Source organism: Blastococcus sp. TF02-8 (genome assembly GCF_003319175.1).
Taxonomy (GTDB): domain Bacteria; phylum Actinomycetota; class Actinomycetes; order Mycobacteriales; family Geodermatophilaceae; genus Blastococcus.
In genome coordinates this window covers 216,420-241,150 of sequence record NZ_QOHK01000006.1, presented here as the reverse complement: position 1 = coordinate 241,150, position 24,731 = coordinate 216,420, and the positions used below count along the sequence as shown (strand labels likewise).

The window sequence follows — 24,731 nt, the reverse complement described above, 5'->3', positions numbered from 1 at the left end:
GTGCTAAAGACGCCACAGAGCTTATCTTCAGTCTCGATATAGACCATATCTCGGTCTACCCCTTCCACGTTCTCGACGGGCCTCATATGCCATAGAAGATAAACGCGCACTGCTCCGAACCGCCCCTCGATCTGGCCCTGGACTCGATCAGATCTTCCACCCTCCGGTCGCAGACAGCCACTTCTTAATCTGACTCCACTCGGATCTTGCACCCCGGGAAGCCTTATCCTTTGGAGGAGGAACTGGCTTACCGTTCTTGACGAAGGTGTCAGCGGTAGCCTGATCGAGCGTTTCACCCTGCCCTTTAATCTTTACCCAGCTAGGCTTATCATTCTTCTTCGCCGCGTCCGACTTTTTGCTCTCCTTTGCAAACATCTGCTTGAGCAGATTTGCCGCCGCACGGGCGCCGTGCCAGAAAGCGTATACCGCAAGCGTCCCCAAAACCGCGATTCCAAGGACTGCAATGGCGGCCGAGAGGGGAAGGCCTGCTAATCCAGCTAGGGCCGCAACCGCCATTTTGCCGTCGAGGTCGAAGACCCCGTTGGGATCGCTAGGGTAGACATAGGGATTGGCATTGCCACCCGGAATCGGGTCCAGGCTGAGAAAGCGGCCGAGGGTGGGTGCGTATAGCCGGACGCCCATGAGGGTGAGGCCGCCGATGGTGCTGGCGTCTCGTTGGTGGGTGCCCAGCCAGCCGTAGCGGGCCTGGGTGCTGCCGGTAGCCGGCTTGACGCGCGGGAGGCCGTACTCGGTGGTCTCGGTGACCGTCATGTCGCCGGGGTTCGCCGACTCGGCGGGCACGGTGGCGATCACGTCGCCGTGCAGGTTGGCCAGTTGCAGGGTCAGCTTCGCCCCGCTCGTACCGCTCAGCGTCTGCACTGCCGCGAGACCGCCGAACGACGCGATGTTGCGCGTGTAGCTGTTGTCCGGCTCCTTCACCACGTCCGGGTTGTCGTCGTCCCCGCTGTAGAAGCTGACCGTCCGGCGCGCACCGGGGACCGCGACGTCCGTGTCGGTGCGAACCACCCGACGACTGGCGGCATCGAGGGCGAACGTCGTCGTCCGACCGCCCTGGCTCATGCTCGCCACCAGGTCATCGACGTAGTAGTCCAGCGCCACGTCCCCGCCCCCGTCGACGGTGTCCACCGAGGGCAGCACGCGGGTACGACCGATTGCGTCGTAACGCAACGCCCCCCGGGCGCCGCTCCCCGGCAGCAGACGATCCGCGCTGTCGTAGGCATAGGAGTCCGCCGCCGGAACGCTCGTCGGGCAGACGTCCCCCGTCGCCCCGGCCGAGGCAGCCTGGGCCAGCGCCGTCCGGTTGCTGTTCACGTCGAAGCTGTACCGGCGGGTGCAGGAGGCACCCGAGGGCTGGCCACCCGCATCCATGGCAGCCCAGTCGGTGGCCGACACCAGCCGCCCCACGTTGTCGTACCCGTACCGGTTCGTCCGCTTCAGACCGTTCACCGTCACCGTCTGATAGGCGTCCACCTGGCCGAACGGTGACATCGTCGCCGTCGACCGCAACCACTCGTCCACGCTGCCATCGGCGGCCTTCTTCCGGTACGTCAGGCTCACCGCGCTTCCGGCGGCGTCGCGCACGGTGGTCGCCGACAGCCCACCGGGCAGCTCCTCCCGCACGATGCTGCCGTCGGCCCCGTACTGGGCAGTGAACGTGCCCACGCCGGAGACCTCGAGACTGGTCGGCAGGCTTCCCTTCTCCCCACCGCCGTCATAGCCGATCGTGCGGGTGCCGTGCTCGTTCTCGACCTTCGAGAGGCGCCCCACCGCGTCGTAGGACTGCGTCGTGACCAGCCCGCTGCCGTCGGTGTAGCTGGTCATCCGGCCGTAGGGGTCGTAGTCGCGACTGATCGGTCCGGTGCCTGCGGCCGGGTCACCGGCCGCCGCACCCGCGTCCGTTACGAGTCGGGTGGCCTTCACCAGACCGGTCTCGTCGTAGACGGTCTCCACCCGCGAGCGCTGCTGTCCGACCTCCGCCCCCGTACCCGTGCTGCCAGAGGTGCGCACTCGACCCGCGGCATCCAGCGAGGAGGACGTCGTTCGCGCGACTCCCTGGCCGGTCTCCACGGTGCGGGTGACGTTGCCGTACACGTCGTAACCGGTGACGTGCGTGGTCGGGAGGGCCGCGCCGGCGCTCGGCGTGCCGCCAGGACGGCTCTTGCACAGCCAGCCGGCCCACGCCGCGCTGACACAGCCCGAATCGGCGTTGGTGGCCGAGTAGTACACCTTGACCGTCGTCGCGGCGGTCGACGTGCTGCTGCCGCCGGAGGGGAGGGTGCTGGCGACCGTCCGCCCCTGCTCGTCGATCTCCTGGCGGGTGACGACCTGTGCGGCGCCGCCACCGGGATCGGTGCGCGTGACGGTGGCCGTGCCGAACTTCCAGGCATTCGGCGAGTCGTACTCCAGGGTCGTCACTCGCGAACGCCCCTCGAGCGAGAGAAGCGCGGGCTCGGTACCCGTCGAACCCGCCGGCAGGGAGGTGCTGATCTCCACCGCGTCGACCGTTGTGCGGACGGGGAGGTGGCGGGTGGCACCGGGTGTCGGGTGCCCCGCCTCGGTGCCCTTGTCGTAGTCGGTGACGGTCCTGCTCCGCGCGGACACCGTGCGGGTGCCATCGGCAGTGACCACCGGTCGAGCCGGCTGGTAGCTACGGAGCAGGTCCACGCCGTCGGTCGAGTAGACGTTGACGGTGTCGAGCAGCTTTGCCTGAGCGGCCTCAGCGGCGGCATCACCGTCGACCGCCAACGCGCGGTCACGGTTGCCCGCGGTCAGCTGGCGGACGACGTTGCCGCGGCCCTCGGCGTCGTACTCGGTCGTGCTGATCCGCCAGGCAGGGTCCTGAGTCCTGCCGGTGTCCTGGTCGATCGTGCCGCCGAACCCGGCGGTGTTCACCACGCGCCCGTTGACGTCCAGCGCGAGCAGCTGGGCGGCTCGCCACTGGGCGGACGAGGGCTCACCATCCGGCACGACGTCCGGACCGAAGACCGCGGTCATGTCCGTCGGGCGCGAGGTCTGCCCCCAGCGGCCGATCTCCGACGACGTCAGGGTGGGCAGCGCCGCGTTGCTGCCGTCGAGAGGCACGTCGTACCGGACGCTCGTGCGCTGTGGAGCCAGTCCGTCGGGCCCGTCGTCCAGCGTCGCCTGAACCAGGCGGGGAGGCTGCCGGTCGTCGTATCCCAGGTTCCAGGTGGCCTTGCCGCCCACGGGCGTGATGGAAGCCAACCGCCCGTCGGCGCGATACGTGTAGCGCACCGTCATCGACGTCCGAGGGTCGGTGACCGACGCCAGTCGGCCGTCCGCGTCGTAGGCGTACGTCGCCACCACGATGGTCCGAGCCTGGACGGGGGTGTCCCCGGTGACCAGCCCGCCGGCTGTGGCCGCGGCTCCGTGCGCCCACAGCCGCACCTCCGTGAGCTTCTCCCCTGCACCGGTCCCGGCGTAGACGAACTCGAGTGCCCGGCACCCGACGGGCTGCGCTGTCGTCACGGGATCGGGGCAGGCCACCCCCGCGTCGGTCGGCGCAAGGAGGAGCCTCGGGTTACCCGCAGCCGTGTAACTGACGTTCGTGACGGCAGGACTGAGCTCGGACGTGCCCGCCTTGCCGCGGATGGCCTCGACCTTTTCCACGCGGAACACGGCGCCGTCGGTGTGACCGTTTCCCCCGTCAGCCCGCCGGAAGGTGACCTTGTCGCCGTCCAGGTCGGTCAGCACGTAGGAGCTGGCCACCGGAGACGTTCCCGCGGCGAAGGTCAGCGTGGCGCCTTCGGTGCCGGACTCACCCTCCGCGACGTAGTTGTCCACGTCGGCAGCAGCAGACGACTTGCGTACGAACGTCATCTGCGTGCCGTCTCCGCGAGTGATGAGCGCGGTCTCGCCGCGGTCGGCGAGCGACAGGTAGTCGGCACCCGCCTCGTCCACGGCCAGCGACATACGCCACCCGGGACCGAGCGGGCCGACCCGACCCGGATCGTTGCTAGCGAAGCTCCGGGTCGCAGCCAGACCCCCGTGCGGCGCGGTAAACTCGGCGTCCCTGCCGACGACCGCATACGCACCGGTCAGCAGCCCGACCGTGCCAGGCCCGAGGTTCGACGTCGCGTTCGCGCCGGTGAGACCCGCGCGGTCGACGGTGATCTGGGTGACGCCGGTGCACCGCTCGTCGGTCTTGCCGGCCAGGCGGAAGCAGGCGCGGACCTGGGCGAGTCCGTCCGTCGTGATCGAGGACGTGGCATTCCACGTGTACAGAGTGGAGGTCTTGCTTCCGCCCTCCTGGTCGGTAACCGGCAACCACTCGTCCGCCACGGCGCCGCCGTCCTGGAGCGCGAGCTTCGACGGCTCGACACGAGCCCAGTTCTCGGTCGGCGACAGGCTGTACGGGCGCCACTCGAAGCGAACGGCGTCGTAGGAGTCGCCGCCAGGCCGAACCTTGGCCGAGGCCTGCAGCTGCGTACGTGCCTGCGTCACCCGCTGGAACTGGGTGGGGTACTTCAGCGAGCCAGCGCCCACGACAGTCGTGCCGGTGCGCTGATCGAAGACGATGTTCCCGCCCTGGAACTCCTGACGCGCCCCTCCGGCGACCGGGATGGGTCCGCTCGTCGGCATGCCCAGCCAGCTCGGTTCACCACCAAGCTCCGTCCAGCGACTCCGGATCGCGCCGGTGATGTCGAACGCGCCTGACGCCTGGGACCAGTGGATCGCCCCGTTCTGAAAGACGACGGAGCAACTGCTCTGGCCACAACTCTCGTCCGCCTGCGGGAAGCCGAGATAGGACTTGCTCAGCCCGATCGAAGCCCACCTCTTGTAGATCTCACCCTGGACGTTGTGCGCTCCAGTCCCCGCACTCCAGTAGATGGCGCCCCGTTCGAAGTCGTTGTGGCAGCCATTGTCGGCGCAGATCTCATCGCTGGTGGGGTAGCCGAGATGCGAGGTCTCCCAGCCCAGCTGGGCCCACTTGGACCGGATCTCTCCCCACGTCACATGGGCGCCGGTCGTGGGTGACCAGTGGATCGAGCCTCCCTCCATGGAGATGTAGCAGCCCCCGTCCCGCAGGGTGCACGACTCGTCGGAGATCGGAAAACCAAGTCGACCGTTCTCGGCGCCGAGCTCGACCCACTTGTCCCGGATCTCGCCCCTGATGAAGCGGGCACCGGTCGCCGGGGTCCAGTAGATGGAGCCGTGCTCGAACTCGTTGTAGTAGCCCCGCCCGTTGGGAGTGAGCGCATTTGTGGTCACCGGTAATCCCAGCCAGCCGTTTGCGCCACCCTGCGATTGCCACTTCTGGCGGATCTCACCGCAGATGACGTTGCCGTAGTACTGGTCGCAGGACCCGTCGTAGGTGAACTCCAGAGTCGGTACGTTGCTCGAGGCGTTCCCGGAGTTGAACTTCTTCCATGCCATGGAGTCGGTGTCGCTGCCCGCAGTCACAGCAAGCGGCATGACGTCGCCCATGTCGTTGTCCAGGTTGGCGTAACGGCGGAGCCAGTCAGTCATCGAGAAGTTGACCCAGTTCGCGGGGCATCCGCCGTACCCGTAGGCGACGTTGGCGTTGGCGAGGATTCCCGAGGTGGACCAGTCGACCCACGGGCGGCTGTTCCAGGTGACCCCGTACGGGTCGAAGTCTGCCGCCTTTCGAATGTCCATCCACCTGGGCGAGCACGAGGGCGCCCAGGTCTCGAACAACCGCAACGTGGCCGACTGCACCTGTCGGTTGACCGCAGTCGAGACGTCGAAGCGCAACAGCGACAGCGCGCGCGTCGTCCCGCCGTCGTAGCTCCCGATGCGCAACTCCGTGGAACCGCCCTGGGGGGTGTTGGCGATGTTGGACTGCACGAAGGCACTGCCCAGCCACCCCAGGGTCGGGCCCGGGTCGATGGTGACGGGGTACACGGTGGCTGGGTCGGTCAGGACGCGGCTCGGCGGGTGCAGGACGAGCGTCGCATCGGTGCCGGTCCTGGTCGGGTCAGCCAGGTCCAGGCCGATGGCCGTCACGACAGCCGGCCCACCGGTCACCGGATCGGTCCGCGCGTCCCACATGACAGGCGGAGCAGCGCTGCCCACGACGGCACCGGACTTGGTCACGCGCAGCTGATCGCCGGCAGCCTCGTCGACGGTTGCGCCGTCCGTGGTCATCGGGAACTCGAGACGCGTGAGCTCGTCGAGAGTCGTGGGGGTCGGACGCTTCTTCACCACCAGGTGTTGCTGGAAGCCCTGCCTCGTCGCGACGAGGATCAGGTCCACGCCCGGCAGCACGTCGCGGTACGTCGCCGTATCCCCGGACAGCCGAGGCTTCGGCAGCTTTCCTTGCCAGTCGAGAGAGATCCGAGTTCCGTCGCCGTCACCCAACGACACCATCGACGTGTCGCCACCTGCGGAGAACGTGATGTCCCCGGTCACGGCGGCCGGCCGCACGCCCTTCGTGGTCACTTTCAGCGTCGTGTCGACGTCGACCCACTTGCCGTCGACATCGGTACGCACCGGCCCGGCTGCCGCCTGAACGCGGACGGAGCCATCAGGCTGGACGAAAGCGATCGTCGTCTCGGTGGTCTCGGCCGCCAGTTCGACCGGTCGACCGCTGGCCTTTGCCTTGGTGAACGCCTTGTCGAACGCCGAATCCGGAAGATCCGTCGTGTCGAGAAGCCCTCCAGGCTTGGGTACGGGGCCGGTGTCAGCGGGCTCGTCCGCGAGCCGCCCTTCAGCCATGAACGCCGGGTTCGACAGCAACTCGGTCGGCAGTCCGGGAGCCGGGGACACGGCTGCATCGGCCGCCGGTACCGGCACGGCCGCCTCGGGCACTCCCTCGAACGCAGCGTCCGGGAGGGTGGTGCTCTCCGGAGCAGCCTGAGCGGGAACCACCTCCAGCACGCTGACGCTCAGCGCGGCCGCGAGGATCACCCCGACAGCGGCACGCGCATGCCAACGCGGAACCCGCCGAAACCCATGACGAACCTGCACGCGACGTCCCCCAACCCGATGCTTGCGCGGTGCACGCAAGCGACTGCCGCGAAAGATCGCAGGTCAACGACGCAGGCGACGGGCATTGTTACAACGCGTGTCCAGATCGTTACTAACGAGCCCGGAGCGTTCCGCGCCTCCGGTCGGTCTCGTCGGGGCGGCCGGACTCCCCGCGCCACATCGCCAGCGGTTGATCGATGCTCACCTTCGGCTTCCGGCAGCCGTCAGCCCGCGTGGTCGGTCTGGAAGTCGGCGCGAGTGACCGCCTCGCCGTCGACCCACACAGTGCCCGACGGCACGTCCGCCAGTCGCAGTCGACGACGGACTCGTCCTCCCCGGCGGAGACGGCGACGCGCAGCGTCCGGTCGCGGGGCAGGGGCTCTTCCAGCGGGACGACGACCTCGAAGCCGCGGGGGGCCTCACCGACCCGGACCGACGTCTCCGTCGAGGACGAATCCGACTCGACCCGCCACAGGACCGGGCCGGTCCCGCCGCCCGAGGGCGCGTCGACCTGCTGCACCTCCACGCGGCTGATCGCCTCGTCGCAGACCAGCGAGGTGATCTCCCACTCCCCGTCCTCGTTCGAGACCGCAACGGATGCGGACGACTCATCGAGAGCTGACACGGTGGCGGCGCCCAGCCCGGCGAGACAGCCGGCCAGCGCGAGCCAGACGAACAGGGATCGGTCCGACGACGCAGGCACGAGAGATTTCTAGCCCACCGTGTCCGGACGGCCCGCCAGGCGTTGCCCCACGGCAGGACATCTCGGCCGACGGAACGTCCGGCAGGGGGCCATGGCCTGCGGCGGGGAGCGCTCAGTCGGTCTCGTCGGGGCGGCCGGACTCGCCGCGCCACATGGCCAGCCGGCCGGCCCGGCTGACCGCTCGCAGCCGGCGCTCCGCCTCGGCCCGCGACCGCCGCGCCGACACCAGCAGCGCCTGGTCCCCGCGCATCAGCCGCGTCGTCTCGTCGGGCACGAACGACCGCCCCTGCCGGACGATCAGCACCACCGCGGCGTCCTCGGGCAGCCGGAGCTCCGGCAGGTAGACGCCGTGCAACCGCGAGCCGCTGGGCACGGTCATCTGCATCAGCTCGGCGTCCAGCTCCTCCAGGGGCGCGGCCTCCACCTGGATCTCCCGCGGCGTCAGCGGCGCACCGATGCCCAGCCGCCGCGCGACCCAGGGCAGCGACCAGCCCTGCACCAGGGTGAAGACGACGACGAGCACGAACACGGTGTCGAAGACCGTCGTCGCCCCCGGTACCTGCGCGGTGAGCGGGAAGGTGGCGACGACGATCGGCACCGCCCCGCGCAGCCCGGCCCACGCGATGAACGCCTGCTGCCGGGGCGGGAAGCGGAACCAGACCAGGCTGGCCAGCACCGACAGCGGCCGGGCGAGCAGCAGCAGCGCACCACCGACCACCAGCGCCGGGCCCACCGCGTCGGGCAACCGCGCCGGCGAGACCAGCAGCCCCAGCATCACGAACAGCCCGATCTGCGCCAGGGACGCCATGCCCTCCGCGAAGCCGATGCTCGCCGAGCGGTGCGGCAGCGTGGCGTTGCCCAGCACCAGCCCGCACAGGTAGACGGCGACGAAGCCCGAGGTGTGCAGCAGCGAGGCGCCGGCGAAGGCCAGCACGCACAGCGCGAGGGTGGCCAGCGGGTAGAAGCCCGACAGCGGCAAGGCGACCCGGCGCAGCAGCTCCGCCCCGCCGAACCCGACGAGCAGCCCCAGCGCCGCTCCCCCGGCCAGTTCGGCGACGACGACCACCGGCACCTGCCACCACGGACCGGAGGTGCCCTCGGTCAGCACGTCGGAGAGGACGACGACCAGCAGGATCACCGGGGCGTCGTTGAGGCCGCTCTCGGTCTCCAGCGACGCCGCCAGCCGCCTCGGCAGCGGCAGGCGGCGCAGGGTGGCGAACACGGCGGCGGCGTCGGTCGAGCTGATCACCGCCGCGACCAGGAGCGCGAAGCCCCACGACCACCCGAGCAGCCACACGCTCACCGCACCGGTGACGCCGATGCTGACCATCACGCCGACCGTGGCCAGGCTGAGCCCCGGCCCGAGCGCCCGCCGGACGTCGGCCCACCGGGTGGTCAGCCCGCCCTCGGCGAGGATCACCAGCAGCGCGGCGACGCCGAGGGTCTGGGTGAGCGAGTAGTCCTCGAACTGGACCCCGAGCCCGCTCTCCCCCAGGGCCACGCCGATGGCCAGGTAGAGCAGCAGGCTGGGCAGGCCCAGCCGGTCGGCCAGGCGCAGCGCGACGGCGGCCAGCAGCACCACGACCGCGCCGACGGCGAGGGCGACCGTGACCGTGGTGTTCACCGAGCCCCCCTCATGGGGGCAGTCTCCCGTACCGGCTCGCGGGCGCGCCGGGACGCACCGGCGAACCCGTTTGCCGGTTCGGGGAGAATGGAGACGTGAGCGCTCCCACCGGTCCCTTCGCCGCGCTGCCCCCGCAGGTCGACCTGCCCGCCCTCGAGCACGCCATCCTCGAGCGCTGGGAGAGCGAGAAGGTCTTCGACCGGTCGCTGGAGGCCTCGCGGGGTCGCCCGCAGTGGAACGTCTACGAGGGTCCGCCGACCGCCAACGGCCGCCCCGGCACCCACCACATCGAGGCCCGCGCCTTCAAGGACGTCTTCCCCCGGTTCAAGACGATGCAGGGCTGGCACGTGCCCCGCCGCGCCGGCTGGGACTGCCACGGCCTGCCCGTGGAGATCGCGGTCGAGCAGCAGCTGGGTTTCGCCGGCAAGCCCGACATCGAGCGCTACGGCATCGCCGAGTTCAACGCCCGCTGCCGCGAGTCGGTGGAGAAGCACGTCGCGGACTTCGCCGACCTCACCCGCCGCATGGGCTACTGGGTCGACTTCTCCCAGGCCTACTGGACGATGAACCCCAGCTACATCGAGAGCGTGTGGTGGTCGCTCAAGCAGATCCACGGCAAGGGTCTGCTGGTCGAGGACCACCGCGTCGCCCCCTACTGCCCGCGCTGCGGGACGGGGCTGTCCGACCACGAGGTCGCCCAGGGGTACGAGACGATCACCGACCCCTCGGTGTACGTCCGCATGCCGGTCCTCGACGGCGAGTGGGCCGGCAAGGCCGACCTGCTGGTCTGGACGACGACGCCGTGGACGCTGCCGAGCAACACCGCGGTCGCCGTGCACCCCGAGGTGACCTACGTGGTGGCCCGTGCCGCCGGCACCGACGACGTGCCCGTGGTCGTGGCCGAGCCGCTGCTGGCCGCCGTCCTGGGCGAGGACGCCGAGGTGCTGGGCCGGGCGCCGGGTCGCGAGTGGGAGCGCACGCACTACCGGCGGCCCTTCGAGCTGGTGGAGTTCCCCGAGGGGGATGCCCACTTCGTCGTCCTCGCCGAGTACGTCACCACCGACGACGGCACCGGGCTGGTCCACCAGTCCCCCGCCTTCGGCGCCGACGACCTCGCCGTCTGCCGCGGCTACGGCCTGCCCGTGGTGAACCCGATCGACGCGACCGGCCACTTCCTTGCCGACATGCCGCTCGTGGGCGGGCACTTCTTCAAGGCTGCCGACGCAGGCCTGGTCGAGGACCTGAAGGCGCGCGGTGTGCTGTTCCGCGAGATCCGGTACGAGCACAGCTATCCGCACTGCTGGCGCTGCCACACGCCGCTCATGTACTACGCGCAGCCGTCCTGGTACATCCGGACCAGCGCCATCAAGAGCGAGCTGCTCGCCGAGAACGAGAAGACGAACTGGTTCCCGGAGAACATCAAGACCGGCCGCTACGGCGACTGGCTGGACAACAACGTCGACTGGGCGCTCTCCCGCGACCGGTACTGGGGCACGCCGCTGCCGGTCTGGCGCAACGACGCCGACCCCGCCCGCATGGTCGTCGTCGGCTCGCTCGCCGAGCTGTCGGAGCTGACCGGCCGCGACCTCTCCGACCTCGACCCGCACCGCCCGTTCATCGACGAGGTGACCTTCACCGTCGACGGCGAGGAGGGCACCTACCGGCGGGTGCCGCAGGTCATCGACGCCTGGTACGACTCGGGCTCGATGCCCTTCGCCCAGTGGGGCGCTCCCTACCGCAACCAGGAGCAGTTCGAGGCCGCCTACCCGGCGCACTTCATCGCCGAGGCGATCGACCAGACCCGCGGCTGGTTCTACTCGCTGATGGCGGTCGGCACCCTCGTCTTCGAGAAGAGCTCCTACGAGAACGTGCTGTGCCTGGGCCACATCCTGGCCGAGGACGGCCGGAAGATGAGCAAGCACCTCGGCAACATCCTCGAGCCGATCCCGCTGATGGACCGGCACGGCGCCGACGCCGTCCGCTGGTTCATGCTGGCCGGCGGTTCGCCGTGGTCGGCCCGCCGGGTGGGCCACGAGACGCTGTCCGAGGTGGTCCGCAAGGTCCTGCTCACCTACTGGAACGCCGCGAGCTTCTTCACGCTGTACGCCGAGACCAACGGCTGGGGTGGGCCGGGTGGCGACGGAGCCTCCCCCGCTCCGGCCCGGGCGGAGCGGCCGCTGCTGGACCGCTGGGCGCTGGCCGAGCTGGCCGCCGTCACCCGTGACGTCACCGCCGCGCTGGAGGCCTTCGACACCCAGGGCGCCGGCCGGCTGCTCGCGCAGTTCGTCGACGACCTGTCCAACTGGTACGTCCGGCGCTCGCGCCGCCGCTTCTGGGACGGCGACGCCTCGGCGCTGGCCACGCTGCACGAGGTGCTCGACGGTCTGACCCGCCTCATGGCCCCGTTCACGCCGTTCGTCACCGACGAGGTGTGGGTGCGCGCCGTGGTCCCGGGCAAGGCGGACGCGGTCGACTCCGTGCACCTGGCCTCCTGGCCGGAGGTGGACGCCGATGCCCTCGACGACACCCTCGTCGCGCAGATGGACCTGGTCCGCCGCCTCGTCGAGCTGGGCCGCTCCGCCCGCACCTCGGCCAAGGTGCGCACCCGGCAGCCGCTGGCGCGCGCCGTCGTCGCCGCACCGGGCTGGGCCTCCCTCCCCCGCGACCTGGTGGCCGAGGTGGCCGACGAGCTCAACGTGGCCGAGGTCCTCGAGCTCGCCGCGGTCGGCGGGGACCTGGTCGACGTCAGCGTGAAGATCGACTTCCGTGCGGTCGGCCGCCGGATGGGCAAGCAGGTGCAGGCGGTGGCGAAGGCCGTCGCCGCGACCGACGCCGCCGCTCTGGTGGCGGCCTACCGGGCCGGGACGGCGACCGTCGAGGTCGAGGGCGCACCGGTTCCGTTGGAGGACGGGGACCTGATCGTCACCGAGACCCCGCGCGAGGGCTGGACGGTGGCCAGCGCCGGCGGGCTCACCGTCGCCCTCGACCTCGAGCTCACCCCGGAGCTGGAGCGGGCCGGTCTGGTCCGCGAGGTGGTCCGCCTGGTGCAGGAGGCCCGCAAGGCCTCCGGCCTGGAGGTGAGCGACCGCATCGAGCTGCGGTGGACGGCCGACGGCGTGCTGGCGCAGGCGCTCGAGGAGCACGCCGAGCAGCTGGCCGGGGAGGTGCTCGCGGTCACCGTCCACGCCGGTGCGGCGGGCGAGGGCGACGGCGTCGAGGGTCCCGAGGGCTCCCGGTTCTGGGTGACGAAGGCCTGAGCCTCAGGCCCCGTTGCGTGCGGCGCGGGCCCGGCCGGCCAGCGTCCGGTCGGGCCGGCACGTGCCGCACGGCGTGAAACCGTCGGTGCGGGCCTCGTTCAGCGGCAGCGGGATCGTGTCGCGGCTGCCCACCCAGGAGCAGCCGGCCACGTGGTAGCGGGGGTGCTCGTCGACGACGAGCACCTCGTCGGTGAGGTCGACGACCAGCAGCAGGTCGGTGACCTCGACCTCCTCGACCGGCGGGTCCGCCTGCTCCAGCGGGACCTCCGGCGCGGCGGCGACGGGCTCGGCAGCCGCCGCGGGGGTGGCCGTGGGAGCACCGGCTGCCACCGGCACCTGTGCCGACGCCAGGGCCTTCTTCTGCGCCGACTCCCGCGCGGCGATGGTGCGCCGGGCCAGCACGAGCAGCACCGCGGCAGCAACGCAGGCCGCCACGCACAGCCAGTAGAGGACGTCGATGCCCGTGGAGAGCCCGGCCACGAACAGCCCGAGGCCGAGGAGCACGAGCAGCGCGGCACCGAGGATCACGCCTGCACCTTAGAAGGACCGGCCGGGGTGCACACCTCGCGCGGACCGTCGCCGCTCGTGCTCAGCACGCGAGAGGGCCCCCGGAGACGTCTCCGGGGGCCCTCATCGGGTGGTGCTCAGGCGGGGGCGTGCTGGTTCTGCCGCCCCACGGACGCCGGCTCGGCCGAGCTGCGGCTGTCCAGGTCGCGGAGGTGCGACTCGAGGAAGGACCGCAGCCGGGTGCGGTACTCCCGCTCCATGGTGCGCAGCTCCTCGATCTTGCGCTCCAGGCTGGCGCGCTTCTCCTCCAGCGACCCCATGGCCTCGACGTGCCGGCGCTCCGCGTCCTGCTCCAGGGCGGCGGCCTTGGCGCGGGCCTCGCGCTCCATCGTCTCGGCGCGGGTGCGGGCGTCGCCGATCATCGAGTCGGCCCGGTGCTTGGCCTCGGCGACCATCTGCTCGCTCTTCGCGCGGGCCTCGGTCACCATGCGGTCGCTGTTGGTCTTGGCGCTGCCCAGCATCTGCTCGGCCTGCGCCTTGGCCTCGTTGACGTACCGGTCGGCCGTCTCGGTGGCCAGGGCCAGCATCCGCGAGGCGCGAGCGCTGTCGTCCTCGCGGCTCTGCTGGACCGGCTGGGGCGCAGGGACCGGAGCCGGTGCGGCGACCGGCTCGGGCCGCTCCTCGACGCGGGGAGCAGCAGCGCGACCGGCACCGGCGCGCAGCTCGTTGTTCTCCTCGATCAAGCGGGCCAGTTCGGTCTCCACGACGTCGAGGAAGGCGTCGACCTCGTCCTCGTCGTAGCCCCGCTTGCCGATGGGCGGCTTCTTGAAGACGACGTTGTGCACGTCGGCAGGCGTGAGTGGCATCGGGGTCACCTCGGGTCGGACGGCGGGAGCAAGGACAGCGGACAGGTGGGGACGTACCCCGTTCTGCGCCCGGTCCTGGTCCCGGGGGATTCAGCGATCACGAGTAGGCCAGCGATCCCGCGATGCTCCGCAGGATCACCACGGCGATCAGCAGCACCATAAACCCGAGGTCCAGTCGGATGGACCCGAGGTTCAGCGGGGGGATGACCTTGCGCACCGCCTTGAGCGGCGGGTCGGTGGTGGAGTAGACGACCTCCAGCCCGGCCGCGACCAGGCCGGTGGGGCGCCAGCTGCGCGCCAGCACCATCACCCAGTCCACGACGAACCGCGCGAAGAGCAGCACGAGGAAGACGAGCAGCACCGAGGAGACGATCTGCCAGAAGAGAGACACGGTCCTCGTTCGTTCAGGGCACCTCGGGTGCCGCCTCCACCGGTGTCACCGCTGAGCCACCGCTCAGGACTTGTCGGAGAACCCGCCCTCGCGGATCTTCGCCTTGTCCTCGGCGGTGACGGAGACGTCCTGCGGGCTGAGCAGGAACACCTTCGCCGTGACGCGCTCGATACTACCGCGCAGACCGAAGCTGAGACCCGCGGCGAAGTCGACGAGCCGCTTCGCGTCGGCGTCGTCCATCTCCGTGAGGTTCATGATGACCGGCATGCCGTCGCGGAAGCGCTCACCGATGGTGCGCGCCTCGTTGTAGGTCTGCGGGTGCAGCGTGGTGATCCGGTAGGACTTCGCCGCGGGCGCGGGAGCCGGGGCCGGCTCGGGCTCGGGGACGACGACCGGCTCGCGCACCAGGGCGGCGGCCGCGCTCACCGGGCCGGAGCTGTGCACCGGACCGGAGCCGTGCGAGACGCCACCCAGGCGGGCGGCCGAGGAGCCCGACGCGGTGGGCGCGAGACCCAGGGTCCGCGGGGCCACCCGGCGGACCGACAGCGGCTCGGGGTCGCGCACGGGGGGCTCGGCCAGGGCCGGCTCCTCGTCGTAGCCGGCACGTGCGTAGCCGTCGTCGGCGTAGCCCGGGTCGGCGTAGTCGTCGTCGTAGCGATCCTCGCCGTACCGGGCGTACCGGCGGTCGTGGTCCAGGTCGTCGGACGTCCGGGAGTCGTACCGGCCGTAGCCCCGGGTGTCCTCGTCCTCGACGAGACCCAGGTAGATCCCCATCCTCCGCATGGCTCCAGCCATCGGACCTCCCCCTCTGCTGCTGGCGTCCTCAGCATCTGCACGGTCGTCGTCACACCGGCCCCACCGGTTCGCGCCTGCTGCGGCCGGTGTTACTCGTGTGACTCGCGTGGCTGGTGTTCCTCGAACTCTCCGCAGGGTAGGGGGCGCGCGCCGAACAACGCGGTACCGACACGCACCAGCGTGGCGCCCGCTGCGACGGCCGCCTCGAGGTCGCCGCTCATGCCGGCGGAGAGCTCGGCCGCGTCGGGATGGTCGGCACGCACCCGCTCCGCCAGGGCCGCCAGGCGGGCGAAGGCGGGCCCCGGGTCTGCGTTCCGGGGCGCGACCGCCATCAGCCCGCGCAACCGGAGACCGGCGGCCCCGGCGACGGCGTCGCACAGGGCCGGCACGTCGGCGGGCGCCGCGCCGCCACGCGCGGCCGCCTCGCCCTCCGGGCCGCCGAGGTCGACCTGGACGAACACCTCCACGGGGCGGCCCATCGCCTCGCCGGCGCGGTCGAGGGTGGCCGCGAGCGCCGGGCGGTCCACCGAGTGGACGACGGCGCCGGTGCGGGCGACGGCCGCGGCCTTGTTCCGCTGCAGCTGGCCCACGAAGTGCCAGCGCAGCGGGACGCCGTCCAGCTGCGCCGCCTTGCCGAGCAGCTCCTGGACCCGGTTCTCGCCGAAGTCGTGCTGGCCCGCCGCGGCCAGCGCCCGGACGTCGGCGGCGGGCCAGGTCTTGCTGACCGCGAGCAGCCCCACGTCGGCCGGGTCGCGACCGGCCGCGCTCGCCGCGGCGTCGATCCGGGACCGGACCGCGCGCAGGTTCTGCTCGAGGGTCATGGCGCCCATCCTGCCAACCGCGGCACGGGCCCTAGGAGAGCCAGACGAGCCCTGCCTGGCGGCCGGTGACGCCCTCCCGGCGGTGGGAGAAGAGCATGGGGTCCTCCACGGTGCAGCGCGGGTCCTGGACGACCTCGGGGATGCCGGCGCGGCGCAGGATCTCCGCCACACCCGCCCGCAGGTCCAGCCCGGGCGTACCGGTGCGGGTCCGCACCGCGGCGGCCGGTGCGACGGCGGCCACCTCGGCCTGCATCTCCGCCGGCACCTCGTAGCACTCGCCGCAGACCGCGGGCCCCAGCAGCGCGGTCACGTGCCGCGCGCGGGCCCCGAGGCTCGCCATCGCCGACAGGGTCGCCGGGACCACGCCCTTCCGCACGCCTTCCCGGCCGGCGTGCACGGCGGCCACCACGCCGGTCTCGTGGTCGGCGAGCAGCACCGGCACGCAGTCGGCCGCCAGCACCCCGAGGACGAGGCCACGGGTGGCGGTCACCAGCGCGTCGGTCCCGGGCACGGGCCCGTCCTGCGGACCGTCGACCACGGCCACACCGGCACCGTGGACCTGCGACATCCAGACCAGGCGGTCCTCCCCCACCCCGAGCTCGCGCGCGACGCGGGCCCGGTTGGCGGCGACGTCGGCCGGGTCGTCGCCGACGTGGTCGCCCAGGTTGAAGGAGTCGTACGGGGAACGCGAGCGGCCGCCCCGCCGGTCGGTGACGACCCTGCGGGGTCGCACCGCCGACGAGGCGGCCGTGTTGGTGCTCATGTAGGCGAAGCCTACGAGGTACGGGGATGGAACGGCCCTCTCGCAGGGGCCCACGCCGAGCGACAGCGAGGCGTGGGGGGCGAGGGGGTCCTTACCCCTTCAGGAACTCCGGGATGTCGAGCTCCTCCTCGAAGTCCTCGTTCGACAGCGGCCGGCGGCCGTTGGCGTTGGCACCCTGGATCGGCGGCAGCGGCGGCACCGTGATGCCGCCCCCGGCCGCCGGGCGCGGCGGCGTGGCCCCACCCTGCGGTGCCGGCGCCAGACGCTCGCCGGTCGCCGGGGCGGGCTGGGCCGCCGACGGCGCGGCGGCGGGGGCCGGCGCGGGCGGCGGGGTGGTCGCCACCGGCGGGGCGGCCACCGAACGACGGTGCGTCGCGAACGGCGACGCCGAGCCCGCGGACGCGCCACCGGGCGCCCCGGTGGTGGCCAGCCCGTCCTTGCGGACGTTGGGCCGACCGCCGTCGAAGCCGGCGGCGATGACGGTCACCCGGACCTCGTCACCCAGGGCGTCGTCGATGACGGCACCGAAGATGATGTTGGCGTCCGGGTGCGCGGCGTCGGAGACCAGCGAGGCGGCCTCGTTGATCTCGAACAGCCCCAGGTCCGAGCCACCGGAGATCGACAGCAGGACGCCGTGAGCGCCCTCCATCGAGGCCTCCAGGAGCGGGCTGGCGATCGCCTGCTCGGCGGCCAGCAGCGCGCGGTTGTCGCCGCGCGCGCTGCCGATGCCCATCAGGGCCGACCCCGCCCCGGACATGACCGACTTGACGTCGGCGAAGTCCAGGTTGATCAGGCCCGGCGTGGTGATCAGGTCGGTGATGCCCTGGACACCGGACAGCAGCACCTGGTCGGCGGTGCGGAAGGCGTCCATGACGCTCACGTTCCGGTCGCCCAGCTGCAGCAGCCGGTCGTTCGGGATCACGATCAGCGTGTCGCACTCGTTGCGCAGCTCGTCGATGCCCGACTCGGCCTGCACCGCGCGCCGCTTGCCCTCGAAGGCGAACGGGCGGGTGACGACGCCGATGGTCAGCGCACCGAGCTTGCGCGCGATCGAGGCCACCACGGGGGCACCACCGGTACCGGTGCCACCGCCCTCGCCCGCGGTCACGAAGACCATGTCGGCCCCCTTGAGGACCTCCTCGATCTCCTCGCGGTGGTCCTCGGCGGCCTGGCGGCCCACGTCGGGCTGTGCGCCGGCGCCCAGCCCACGGGTCAGCTCGCGGCCGACATCGAGCTTCACGTCGGCGTCGCTCATGAGCAGCGCCTGGGCGTCGGTGTTGATCGCGATGAACTCGACCCCCTTGAGGCCGACTTCGATCATGCGGTTGACCGCGTTCACCCCGCCGCCGCCGATGCCGACGACCTTGATGACCGCTAGATAGTTGTGCGGAGGTGTCATGCGGCGCTCCCCAACTGGACCCTCATCCTCAAGTTCAGCCTTACAGTTATGTCAACTCGGTCGACGTGGATGAAGTTAGGTGGGTCCGGAGAGGCCTCACAAGCACCCCGTCGGGGTCGGCGTGTCGGTGGGCACGGATCGCACCAAACGCTGGCGACCCAGTGGTCACATGTGCATCACGAGGTGTGACGACTCGCCCCGGAACCGTCTCATGCGAGCCTTCAGGGACGGCGCACGCGCGAGACGAGAAACATCGGGCAGGCCGCCGCGTGTCGGGCGTGTCGCGCGGTCCGGCGTGTCGGCGGACGCGCTGGTCAGGACCCCAGCGGAGGCGTCCGGCAACGCTCTGCCACGGCGCTCGGCTCAGCCCTGCCCGAGGTCAGCGCAGGACGACCGCGTCGGGCGCGCTGACGTCGATCACCGCGGCCGGGTCGAGCTCGCCGTCACCGATCCGGCCCAGCAGGGCGACCACGATCTGGCTCTTGGCCGCCGACTGCTCCGCGCTCCCCCACCGGACCGCGGTGCCGTCGCGCATCGTCAGCTCGATCGCCTCCGGGTCGGGCACGGCGACGCGCTCGACGTCGTCCCGGAAGGACGCCGGCAGCGCGCGGATGGCCGCGATGCCGGCCCGCGTGGCCGGGTCGTCGGTGCCCGGGTCGGCGACCTCGAGCGGCACCACCCCGCGCGGCGCGTCACCGGTCAGGGTGTCGAAGAGCACGCCGTCGGCATCGACCAGCGAGCGCCGGCCCCGTTCCCCCACCACGGCGACCGGGATGCGCTCCGCGACGGTGATGACGATCCGGTCGGGCCAGCCGCGTGCCGCCTGGACCGACCGGACCTGCGGCATCCTCGCGACCCGGTCCTCGACCGCGCCGATGTCGACCCGCAGCAGCGGCACGCCGTCGGGGACCTGGGCGGCCGCGCGCACCTCGTCGGCGGCCAGGGCGTCCAGCCCGTCGACCTGCACCGTGCGCACCGCCAGCACCGGCCCCAGCCACAGCAGCCAGCCGAGCACCGCCAGCACGGTGACGAGGGTCGCGCCCTGCAGCGCCCGGCGCTGGCGCGGCCGCAGCGGGCGACGGCGGTTCGGCAGCGGCGTGGCACCCCCGCCCCGCCGGCCGGCGGGGCGGCGCGTCCGCCCGGTGCGGTCCCGCGTGGTGCTCCCCGACCGGGTCACCGGCCGGCGTCCGGCGCGTCGTCCTCCCCTGCCGGTGCGGCGGCACGGAGCGCGTCGAGCACCTCCGGCCCGACCATCGAGACGTCGCCGGCGCCCATGGTCATGACCAGGTCGCCGGGCCGGGCGCGGGCGGCGAGCGCCGGACCGGCGGCCGACCACGAGGGCTCGAAGACCACGCGCTCGGCCGGCAGCGGCACGGCGTCGGCGACCATCGCCCCGGTCACGCCGGGCACCGGGTCCTCCCGCGCGCCGTAGACGTCCATCACGACGACCTCGTCGGCCAGCCCCAGGGCGGCACCGAACCCTTCGGCGAACTCCTGCGTGCGGCTGTAGAGGTGCGGCTGGAACGCCACCACCAGGCGCCCCTCCCCCGCGACCGCGCGCGCGGCCCGCAGCTGCGCGGCGACCTCGGTCGGGTGGTGGGCGTAGTCGTCGTACACGCGGACGCCGCCGGCGACACCCTTGAGCTCGAACCGCCGGTGCACGCCGCCGAAGCGACCGAGCCCCTCGACGAGCGCGTCGGCGGGCAGCCCGAGCTCCAGCCCGGCCAGCAGCGCGGCCGCGCTGTTGCGCGCCATGTGCTCGCCGGGCACCTGGATGCGCACGCGGCCGAGCTCGGCACCGTCGAGCACGGCGGTGTAGCTGGTGCCCTCGGCCGCGACGGTCAGGTCGGTCAGCCGCAGGTCGGCGTCCTCCGCCGTGCCGTAGGTGCGCAGCCGTGCCGGCGTGGGCACGCCGCTCAACCGGGCCGCTCCCGGGTCGTCGGCGCAGACGACCACGAAACCCGCGGGGTCGACGGTCTGCAGGAACCGGTCGAACGCCGCCTCGACCGCGGCCAGGTCGCCGTAGTTGTCCAGGTGGTCGGCCTCGACGTTGGTGACGATCGCGCCGAAGGGCGAGAGCAGCAGGAACGAACGGTCGCTCTCGTCGGCCTCGGCCACGAACACGTCGCCCTCACCGGCGTGCGCGTTGCTGCCCGACTCGTTGAGCGTGCCGCCGATCGCGAAGGACGGGTCCACGCCGCACGCCTGCACCGCGACCGTGAGCATCGAGGTCGTCGAGGTCTTCCCGTGGGTGCCGGCGACGGCGATGCTGCGCCGGCCGGCCATCACCGCGGCGAGCGCCACCGCACGCGGCAGGACGCGCAGACCCCGTTCCCGGGCGGCGACGAGCTCCGGGTTGTCGGCGCGGATCGCGGTCGAGACGACGACGGTGTCGGCGTCCCCGACGTGCTCGCCGGCGTGACCGAGCTCCACCCGGGCGCCGAGCGCCCGCAGCGCCAGGAGCGTGGGGCTGTCGCGGCGGTCGGTGCCCGAGACGCGCACGCCGCGGGCCAGCAGGATGCGGGCGATCCCGCTCATGCCCGCACCACCGATGCCGATGAAGTGCACCGCGCCGAGCTCCGGCACGGAGGGCACCGGTCCGGTCCAGGCGGCGACGTCGGACGCGCTCATCGCGCAGCCACCTCGCAGACGATGTCGGCCAGCCGCTCGTCGGCGTCGGGCACGCCCGCGGCGGCCGCGTTCCGGGCGAGGTCCGCCAGCGCGGCCGGGTTCGTGAGCAGCGGCAGCAGGGTGCCGGTGATCCACTCGGGGGTCAGTGCGGCATCCTCCACGAGGAGGCCGCCGCCGGCGTCGATGACCGGGAGGGCGTTGCGACGCTGCTCGCCGTTACCGATCGGCAGCGGCACGAAGGCCGCGGGCAGGCCCACCGCCGACAGCTCGGCGACCGTCACCGCGCCCGAGCGGCACAGCGCCAGATCGGCCGCGGCGTAGGCGAGGTCCATCCGGTCGAGGTAGTCGACCAGCACGTAGGGCGCCCGGCCGGCGGGCCGCTCGGGCACCACCACCCCGGTGTTCTTCGGCCCCCGGGCGTGCAGCACCTGCACGCCGGCGTCGGTCAGGGCGGCCGCGGCGGCCACCGCGGCCCGGTTGAGCGACTGGGCGCCCTGCGAGCCGCCGAAGACCAGCAGCGTGGGGCGGTCGGCGTCCAGACCGAAGGTCTCGCGCGCCTCGGCCCGCAACGCCGCCCGGTCGAGGGTGGAGATGCTGCGCCGCAGCGGCATGCCGACGTGCTCCCCGCCGCGCAGCGGGGTGCCCGGCACGGTCACCGCCACCCGCGCGGCGATGCGGGCGCCGACCCGGTTCGCCAGCCCCGGCAGCGCGTTCTGCTCGTGCACCACCACCGGCACCTTCGCCCGGCGGGCGGCCAGGTAGGCCGGCAGCGCCACGTAGCCGCCGAACCCGACGACCACGTCGGCGGCGACCTCGTCCAGGACGGCCCGGGTCTCGGCGACCGAACGCCGGACCCGCCCCGGCACGCGGAGCAGGTCCGGCGTCGGCTTGCGCGGGAGCGGCACCGGCGGGATGAGCCGCAGGTCGTAGCCGCGGGCGGGGACGAGCCGGGTCTCCATGCCGCGCGCGGTGCCCAGGCAGGTGATGCGCAGGTCGGGGCCGCCGCGCCGGCGCAGGGCGTCGGCCAGGGAGAGCATCGGCTCGATGTGGCCGCCGGTCCCGCCGCCGGCGAGGACCACCGAGCGCGGGGCGCTCATCGGTCGCCCCCGGGCCGGCGCCGGACGGCGGGCTCGCGTCGGCGCAGGTCGGCACCGCGGGGCGCTGGGGTGCGCCGCGCCGCCGTCCCCCGCGGGTGCAGCAGGGTGCGGGTCCCGGCGACCGCCGGCCTGCCCTCCACCGGCTCGTCCGGGAACCGGTGCAGGCGCACCGGGTCGACCGCGTGCGCCGGCGCCGGCAGGAGCAACCGGGCGAGCCGGCTGCGGTCGGCGGTGCGCAGGTGCTCGACGGCGGCCGGCTCGGAGCAGGCGAAGCGGGCGAGCAGACCGACGATGAACAGCGTGAGGATCAGCGACGTGCCGCCCGCCGAGATCAGCGGGAGCGTCACACCGGTCACCGGGAGCATGCCCACCACGTACCCCATGTTCATCGTGGCCTGACCGATCAGCCACACGGTGATGGCGACGCTGGCCAGCTGGACGAACCGGTCGGCGGAGCGGCGGGCGATCCGGAAGCCGGCGTAGGCGAGCACGCCGTACAGGGTGACGACCACCAGGCAGCCGAGGAAACCGAGCTCCTCGCCGATGATCGCGAAGATGTAGTCCGACTCCGCCTCCGGGAGGATGTTCCACTTCATCGCGCTGTTGCCCAGGCCCACGCCCCACAGCCCGCCGGTGGCCAGCGCGTACATGCCGCGGATGGCCTGGAAGCCGGTGTTGGTCGGGTCGGCGAACGGGTCCATGAAGGCCGTGACGCGCTCCATCCGGTAGGGCGCGACCAGGACCATGACGCCGAGCAGCACCGCCCCCGCACCGGCGAAGGCGCCGAACCAGCGCAGCGGCAGGCCCCCGGCCCAGAGCAGGCCGACCAGCACCAGGGCCAGGCTGACCACGCCACCGAAGTCCGGCTCGACGATGAGCAGCAGGGAGAGGACGCCGAAGACCGGGAGCACCGGCACCAGCAGCGACCGGGTGGTCAGGTAGCGCTCGCGCAGGGCCAGCATGTGCGCGCCCCAGAGCGCGAACACCAGCTTGCCGAGCTCCGAGGGCTGGAAGTCGGTGAACCCGAGCGGGATCCACTGCCGGGCACCGTTGCGCTCGATCCCGAGGCCGGGGATCAGCACGAGCAGCAGCAGGGCGAAGACCACGACCAGGGCCTTCGGCGCGTGCCGGCGGACCAGCCCGACGGGCAGCCGCATCGCCACCACCATCGCCGCCAGGCCGACACACGCCAGCACCAGCTGCTTCACGCCGGGCGCCCATGCGGGCTGGTCGTCGAGCGCCGCCTCGATGGAGGAGGCGGAGAAGACCATGACCAGGCCGATGAGCAGCAGCAGGCCGGCCGAGCCGAGCACCAGGTGGAGGCTGGTCATCGGGCCGTCCAGCCAGGCGGGCGGGGTGAACCGGCGCGCGGGCCGGCTCGGCCGCTCGGTCCGGCGGGCGCGGTCGGTGCGCTGCGGACGCGGCCGGGTCTGGGTGCTCGTCATCGGTCGGTCACCAGGGCCCGCACCGCGTCGGCGAACGCCTGGCCGCGGTGGCCGTAGTCGCGGAACACGTCCATGGACGCCGCGGCCGGCGCGAGCAGCACCGTGTCACCGGGCCGGGCCAGCCCGGCGGCCGCGGTGACGACGCGGGTCATCGTCGCCGCGGCGTCCGGCCGGCTCGGATCCATCCACCCATCGTCGCCGCTGGGGATCTCGACCACCGGCACCGAGGGGGCGTGTCGCGCCAGCGAGCGGGCGATCTCGGCGCGGTCGCGGCCGAGCAGCACCACACCGGCCAGGCGCGGCCCCACGGCGGCGACGAGCGGGTCGACGTCGGCACCCTTGAGCAGGCCACCGGCGATCCAGACCACCCGCGGGTAGGCGGCCAGCGAGGCGCCGGCCGCGTGCGGGTTGGTGGCCTTGCTGTCGTCGACGTAGTCCACGCCGTCGACGGTGGCGACGAGGACGTTCCGGTGTGCTCCGCCGCGGAACCCGGCCAGGCCGCGGGCCACCGCCTCCGCCGGCACCCCGACCGCGCGGGCGAGGGCCGCCGCGGCGAGGGCGTTGACGGTGTTGTGCGGCCCGGGGACCGGTAGCTCCGATCGCTCCAGCAGGACCTCGCCGGCCGGGTCCTCGGCGAACGCCCGGTCCACCAGGACGCCGGCGCGGACGCCGAGCTGACCGGGAGCGGGCTCGCCGAGGGTCACCGTCACCGGACGGGGATGCCCCTGGACCAGGCGCGCGGCCACGGGGTCCCCCGCGTCGGCCACCGCCACGGGCGACCGCTCGATGATGCGGGCCTTGGCGTCGCGGTAGGCGGCGAAGGAGCCGTGCCAGTCGGTGTGGTCGTCGGCGACGTTCAGCACCGCCGCGGCGGCCGGGGCCAGCGTCGAGGACCAGTGCAGCTGGAAGCTGGAGAGCTCCACGGCCACCGCGTCGTAGGCGGGCGTCCCGTCCTCGGCGCGGGCGGTGACCACCTCGACCAGCGGGCGGCCGACGTTCCCGGCCGCGACCGCACGCCGACCGGCCGCCAGGAGGATCGCCTCCAGCATCGTCACGGTCGTCGTCTTGCCGTTCGTGCCGGTGACGGCGAGCCACGGCGCAGGGGTGCCGTCGGGGCCCGAGACGCGCAGCCGCCAGGCGAGCTCCGGCTCGCCCACGACCTCGATGCCGCGCGCCGCGGCGTCGGCCAGGAGGGGGTTGTCCGGCCGCCAGCCCGGCGACGTGACCACGAGGTCCGCTGCGGCGGGAACCGTGTCGAGCGCGCCCAGCCAGGTGGCGCCCGCTGCGGTCAGCTCGGCGACCGCGGGCACCTGGGCGGCGTCGGTGAGCAGCACGCGGGCGCCCAGGTCGAGCAGCACGCGGGCCGAGGCCACCCCGGACACGCCGAGCCCCGCGACGAGGACGGTGCGGCCGGCGAAGGAGTGCAGCTGCCCGCTCACAGCGCCCTCTGGTTCGCTCCCGCG

General features: G+C 72.7%; 16 protein-coding genes. 1 reads left to right on the top strand and 15 read right to left on the bottom strand.

The genetic code is table 11. The annotated features are described in order from the left end of the window. Positions 1 to 147 precede the first annotated feature (147 nt). The 3 genes from DQ237_RS14030 to DQ237_RS14020 form a co-directional block, all read right to left on the bottom strand. Entirely contained in the window at positions 148 to 6,909 is a 6,762-nt protein-coding gene (locus DQ237_RS14030; protein ID WP_113800747.1) for a DNRLRE domain-containing protein, read from the bottom strand. 172 nt (positions 6,910 to 7,081) lie between these two features. Beyond that, positions 7,082 to 7,672 carry a hypothetical protein gene (locus DQ237_RS14025; protein WP_113800746.1) on the bottom strand — a complete coding sequence of 197 codons (591 nt, stop codon included), beginning with the start codon at positions 7,670 to 7,672 and terminating at the stop codon, positions 7,082 to 7,084. 112 nt (positions 7,673 to 7,784) lie between these two features. Further along, positions 7,785 to 9,296 carry a potassium/proton antiporter gene (locus DQ237_RS14020; protein ID WP_113800745.1) on the bottom strand — a complete coding sequence of 504 codons (1,512 nt, stop codon included), beginning with the start codon at positions 9,294 to 9,296 and terminating at the stop codon, positions 7,785 to 7,787. A 95-nt stretch (positions 9,297 to 9,391) separates the two neighbouring features. Here DQ237_RS14020 and ileS point away from each other — a divergent pair, with 95 nt between their 5' ends. Further along, the gene (gene ileS / locus DQ237_RS14015; protein WP_166509614.1) at positions 9,392 to 12,553 is read left to right on the top strand and encodes an isoleucine--tRNA ligase; all 3,162 of its coding nucleotides are present in this window, start codon (positions 9,392 to 9,394) and stop codon (positions 12,551 to 12,553) included. 3 nt (positions 12,554 to 12,556) lie between these two features. Here ileS and DQ237_RS14010 read toward each other — a convergent pair whose 3' ends face one another. From DQ237_RS14010 to murD, 12 genes are all read right to left on the bottom strand, one after another. Then, positions 12,557 to 13,081 (bottom strand): hypothetical protein, encoded by a 525-nt coding sequence (locus tag DQ237_RS14010; protein WP_113800744.1) that lies wholly within the window; start codon positions 13,079 to 13,081, stop codon positions 12,557 to 12,559. 116 nt (positions 13,082 to 13,197) lie between these two features. Further along, the gene (locus DQ237_RS14005) at positions 13,198 to 13,926 is read right to left on the bottom strand and encodes a DivIVA domain-containing protein (RefSeq protein WP_113800743.1); all 729 of its coding nucleotides are present in this window, start codon (positions 13,924 to 13,926) and stop codon (positions 13,198 to 13,200) included. 97 nt (positions 13,927 to 14,023) lie between these two features. Then, positions 14,024 to 14,317, bottom strand: coding sequence for a YggT family protein (locus DQ237_RS14000; RefSeq protein ID WP_113800742.1), 294 nt, complete (start codon positions 14,315 to 14,317; stop codon positions 14,024 to 14,026). Between the two features lie 63 nt (positions 14,318 to 14,380). Further along, positions 14,381 to 15,112, bottom strand: a complete 732-nt coding sequence (locus tag DQ237_RS20520) for a cell division protein SepF (protein WP_113800741.1) — start codon at positions 15,110 to 15,112, stop codon at positions 14,381 to 14,383. A gap of 89 nt (positions 15,113 to 15,201) precedes the next feature. Next, entirely contained in the window at positions 15,202 to 15,933 is a 732-nt protein-coding gene (locus tag DQ237_RS13990) for a YggS family pyridoxal phosphate-dependent enzyme (RefSeq protein WP_113800740.1), read from the bottom strand. Between the two features lie 31 nt (positions 15,934 to 15,964). Next, on the bottom strand, positions 15,965 to 16,696 hold the full coding sequence (gene pgeF / locus DQ237_RS13985) for a peptidoglycan editing factor PgeF (protein ID WP_113800739.1): 732 nt from the start codon (positions 16,694 to 16,696) through the stop codon (positions 15,965 to 15,967). A gap of 91 nt (positions 16,697 to 16,787) precedes the next feature. Then, positions 16,788 to 18,095 carry a cell division protein FtsZ gene (gene ftsZ / locus DQ237_RS13980; protein ID WP_113800738.1) on the bottom strand — a complete coding sequence of 436 codons (1,308 nt, stop codon included), beginning with the start codon at positions 18,093 to 18,095 and terminating at the stop codon, positions 16,788 to 16,790. Between the two features lie 379 nt (positions 18,096 to 18,474). Then, the gene (locus DQ237_RS13975) at positions 18,475 to 19,272 is read right to left on the bottom strand and encodes a cell division protein FtsQ/DivIB (protein WP_113800737.1); all 798 of its coding nucleotides are present in this window, start codon (positions 19,270 to 19,272) and stop codon (positions 18,475 to 18,477) included. Then, a complete protein-coding gene (gene murC / locus DQ237_RS13970) occupies positions 19,269 to 20,726 on the bottom strand; it encodes a UDP-N-acetylmuramate--L-alanine ligase (protein ID WP_113800736.1) in 1,458 nt (485 codons plus the stop codon). The genes DQ237_RS13975 and murC overlap by 4 nt, the downstream gene beginning before the upstream one ends. Then, entirely contained in the window at positions 20,723 to 21,823 is a 1,101-nt protein-coding gene (gene murG, locus DQ237_RS13965) for an undecaprenyldiphospho-muramoylpentapeptide beta-N-acetylglucosaminyltransferase (protein WP_113800735.1), read from the bottom strand. Before murG ends, murC begins: the two co-directional genes overlap by 4 nt. After that, positions 21,820 to 23,268 (bottom strand): putative lipid II flippase FtsW, encoded by a 1,449-nt coding sequence (gene ftsW / locus DQ237_RS13960; protein ID WP_304557949.1) that lies wholly within the window; start codon positions 23,266 to 23,268, stop codon positions 21,820 to 21,822. Before ftsW ends, murG begins: the two co-directional genes overlap by 4 nt. Further along, positions 23,265 to 24,707 carry a UDP-N-acetylmuramoyl-L-alanine--D-glutamate ligase gene (murD, locus tag DQ237_RS13955; protein ID WP_113800734.1) on the bottom strand — a complete coding sequence of 481 codons (1,443 nt, stop codon included), beginning with the start codon at positions 24,705 to 24,707 and terminating at the stop codon, positions 23,265 to 23,267. Before murD ends, ftsW begins: the two co-directional genes overlap by 4 nt. Between the last annotated feature and the right edge of the window lie 24 nt (positions 24,708 to 24,731).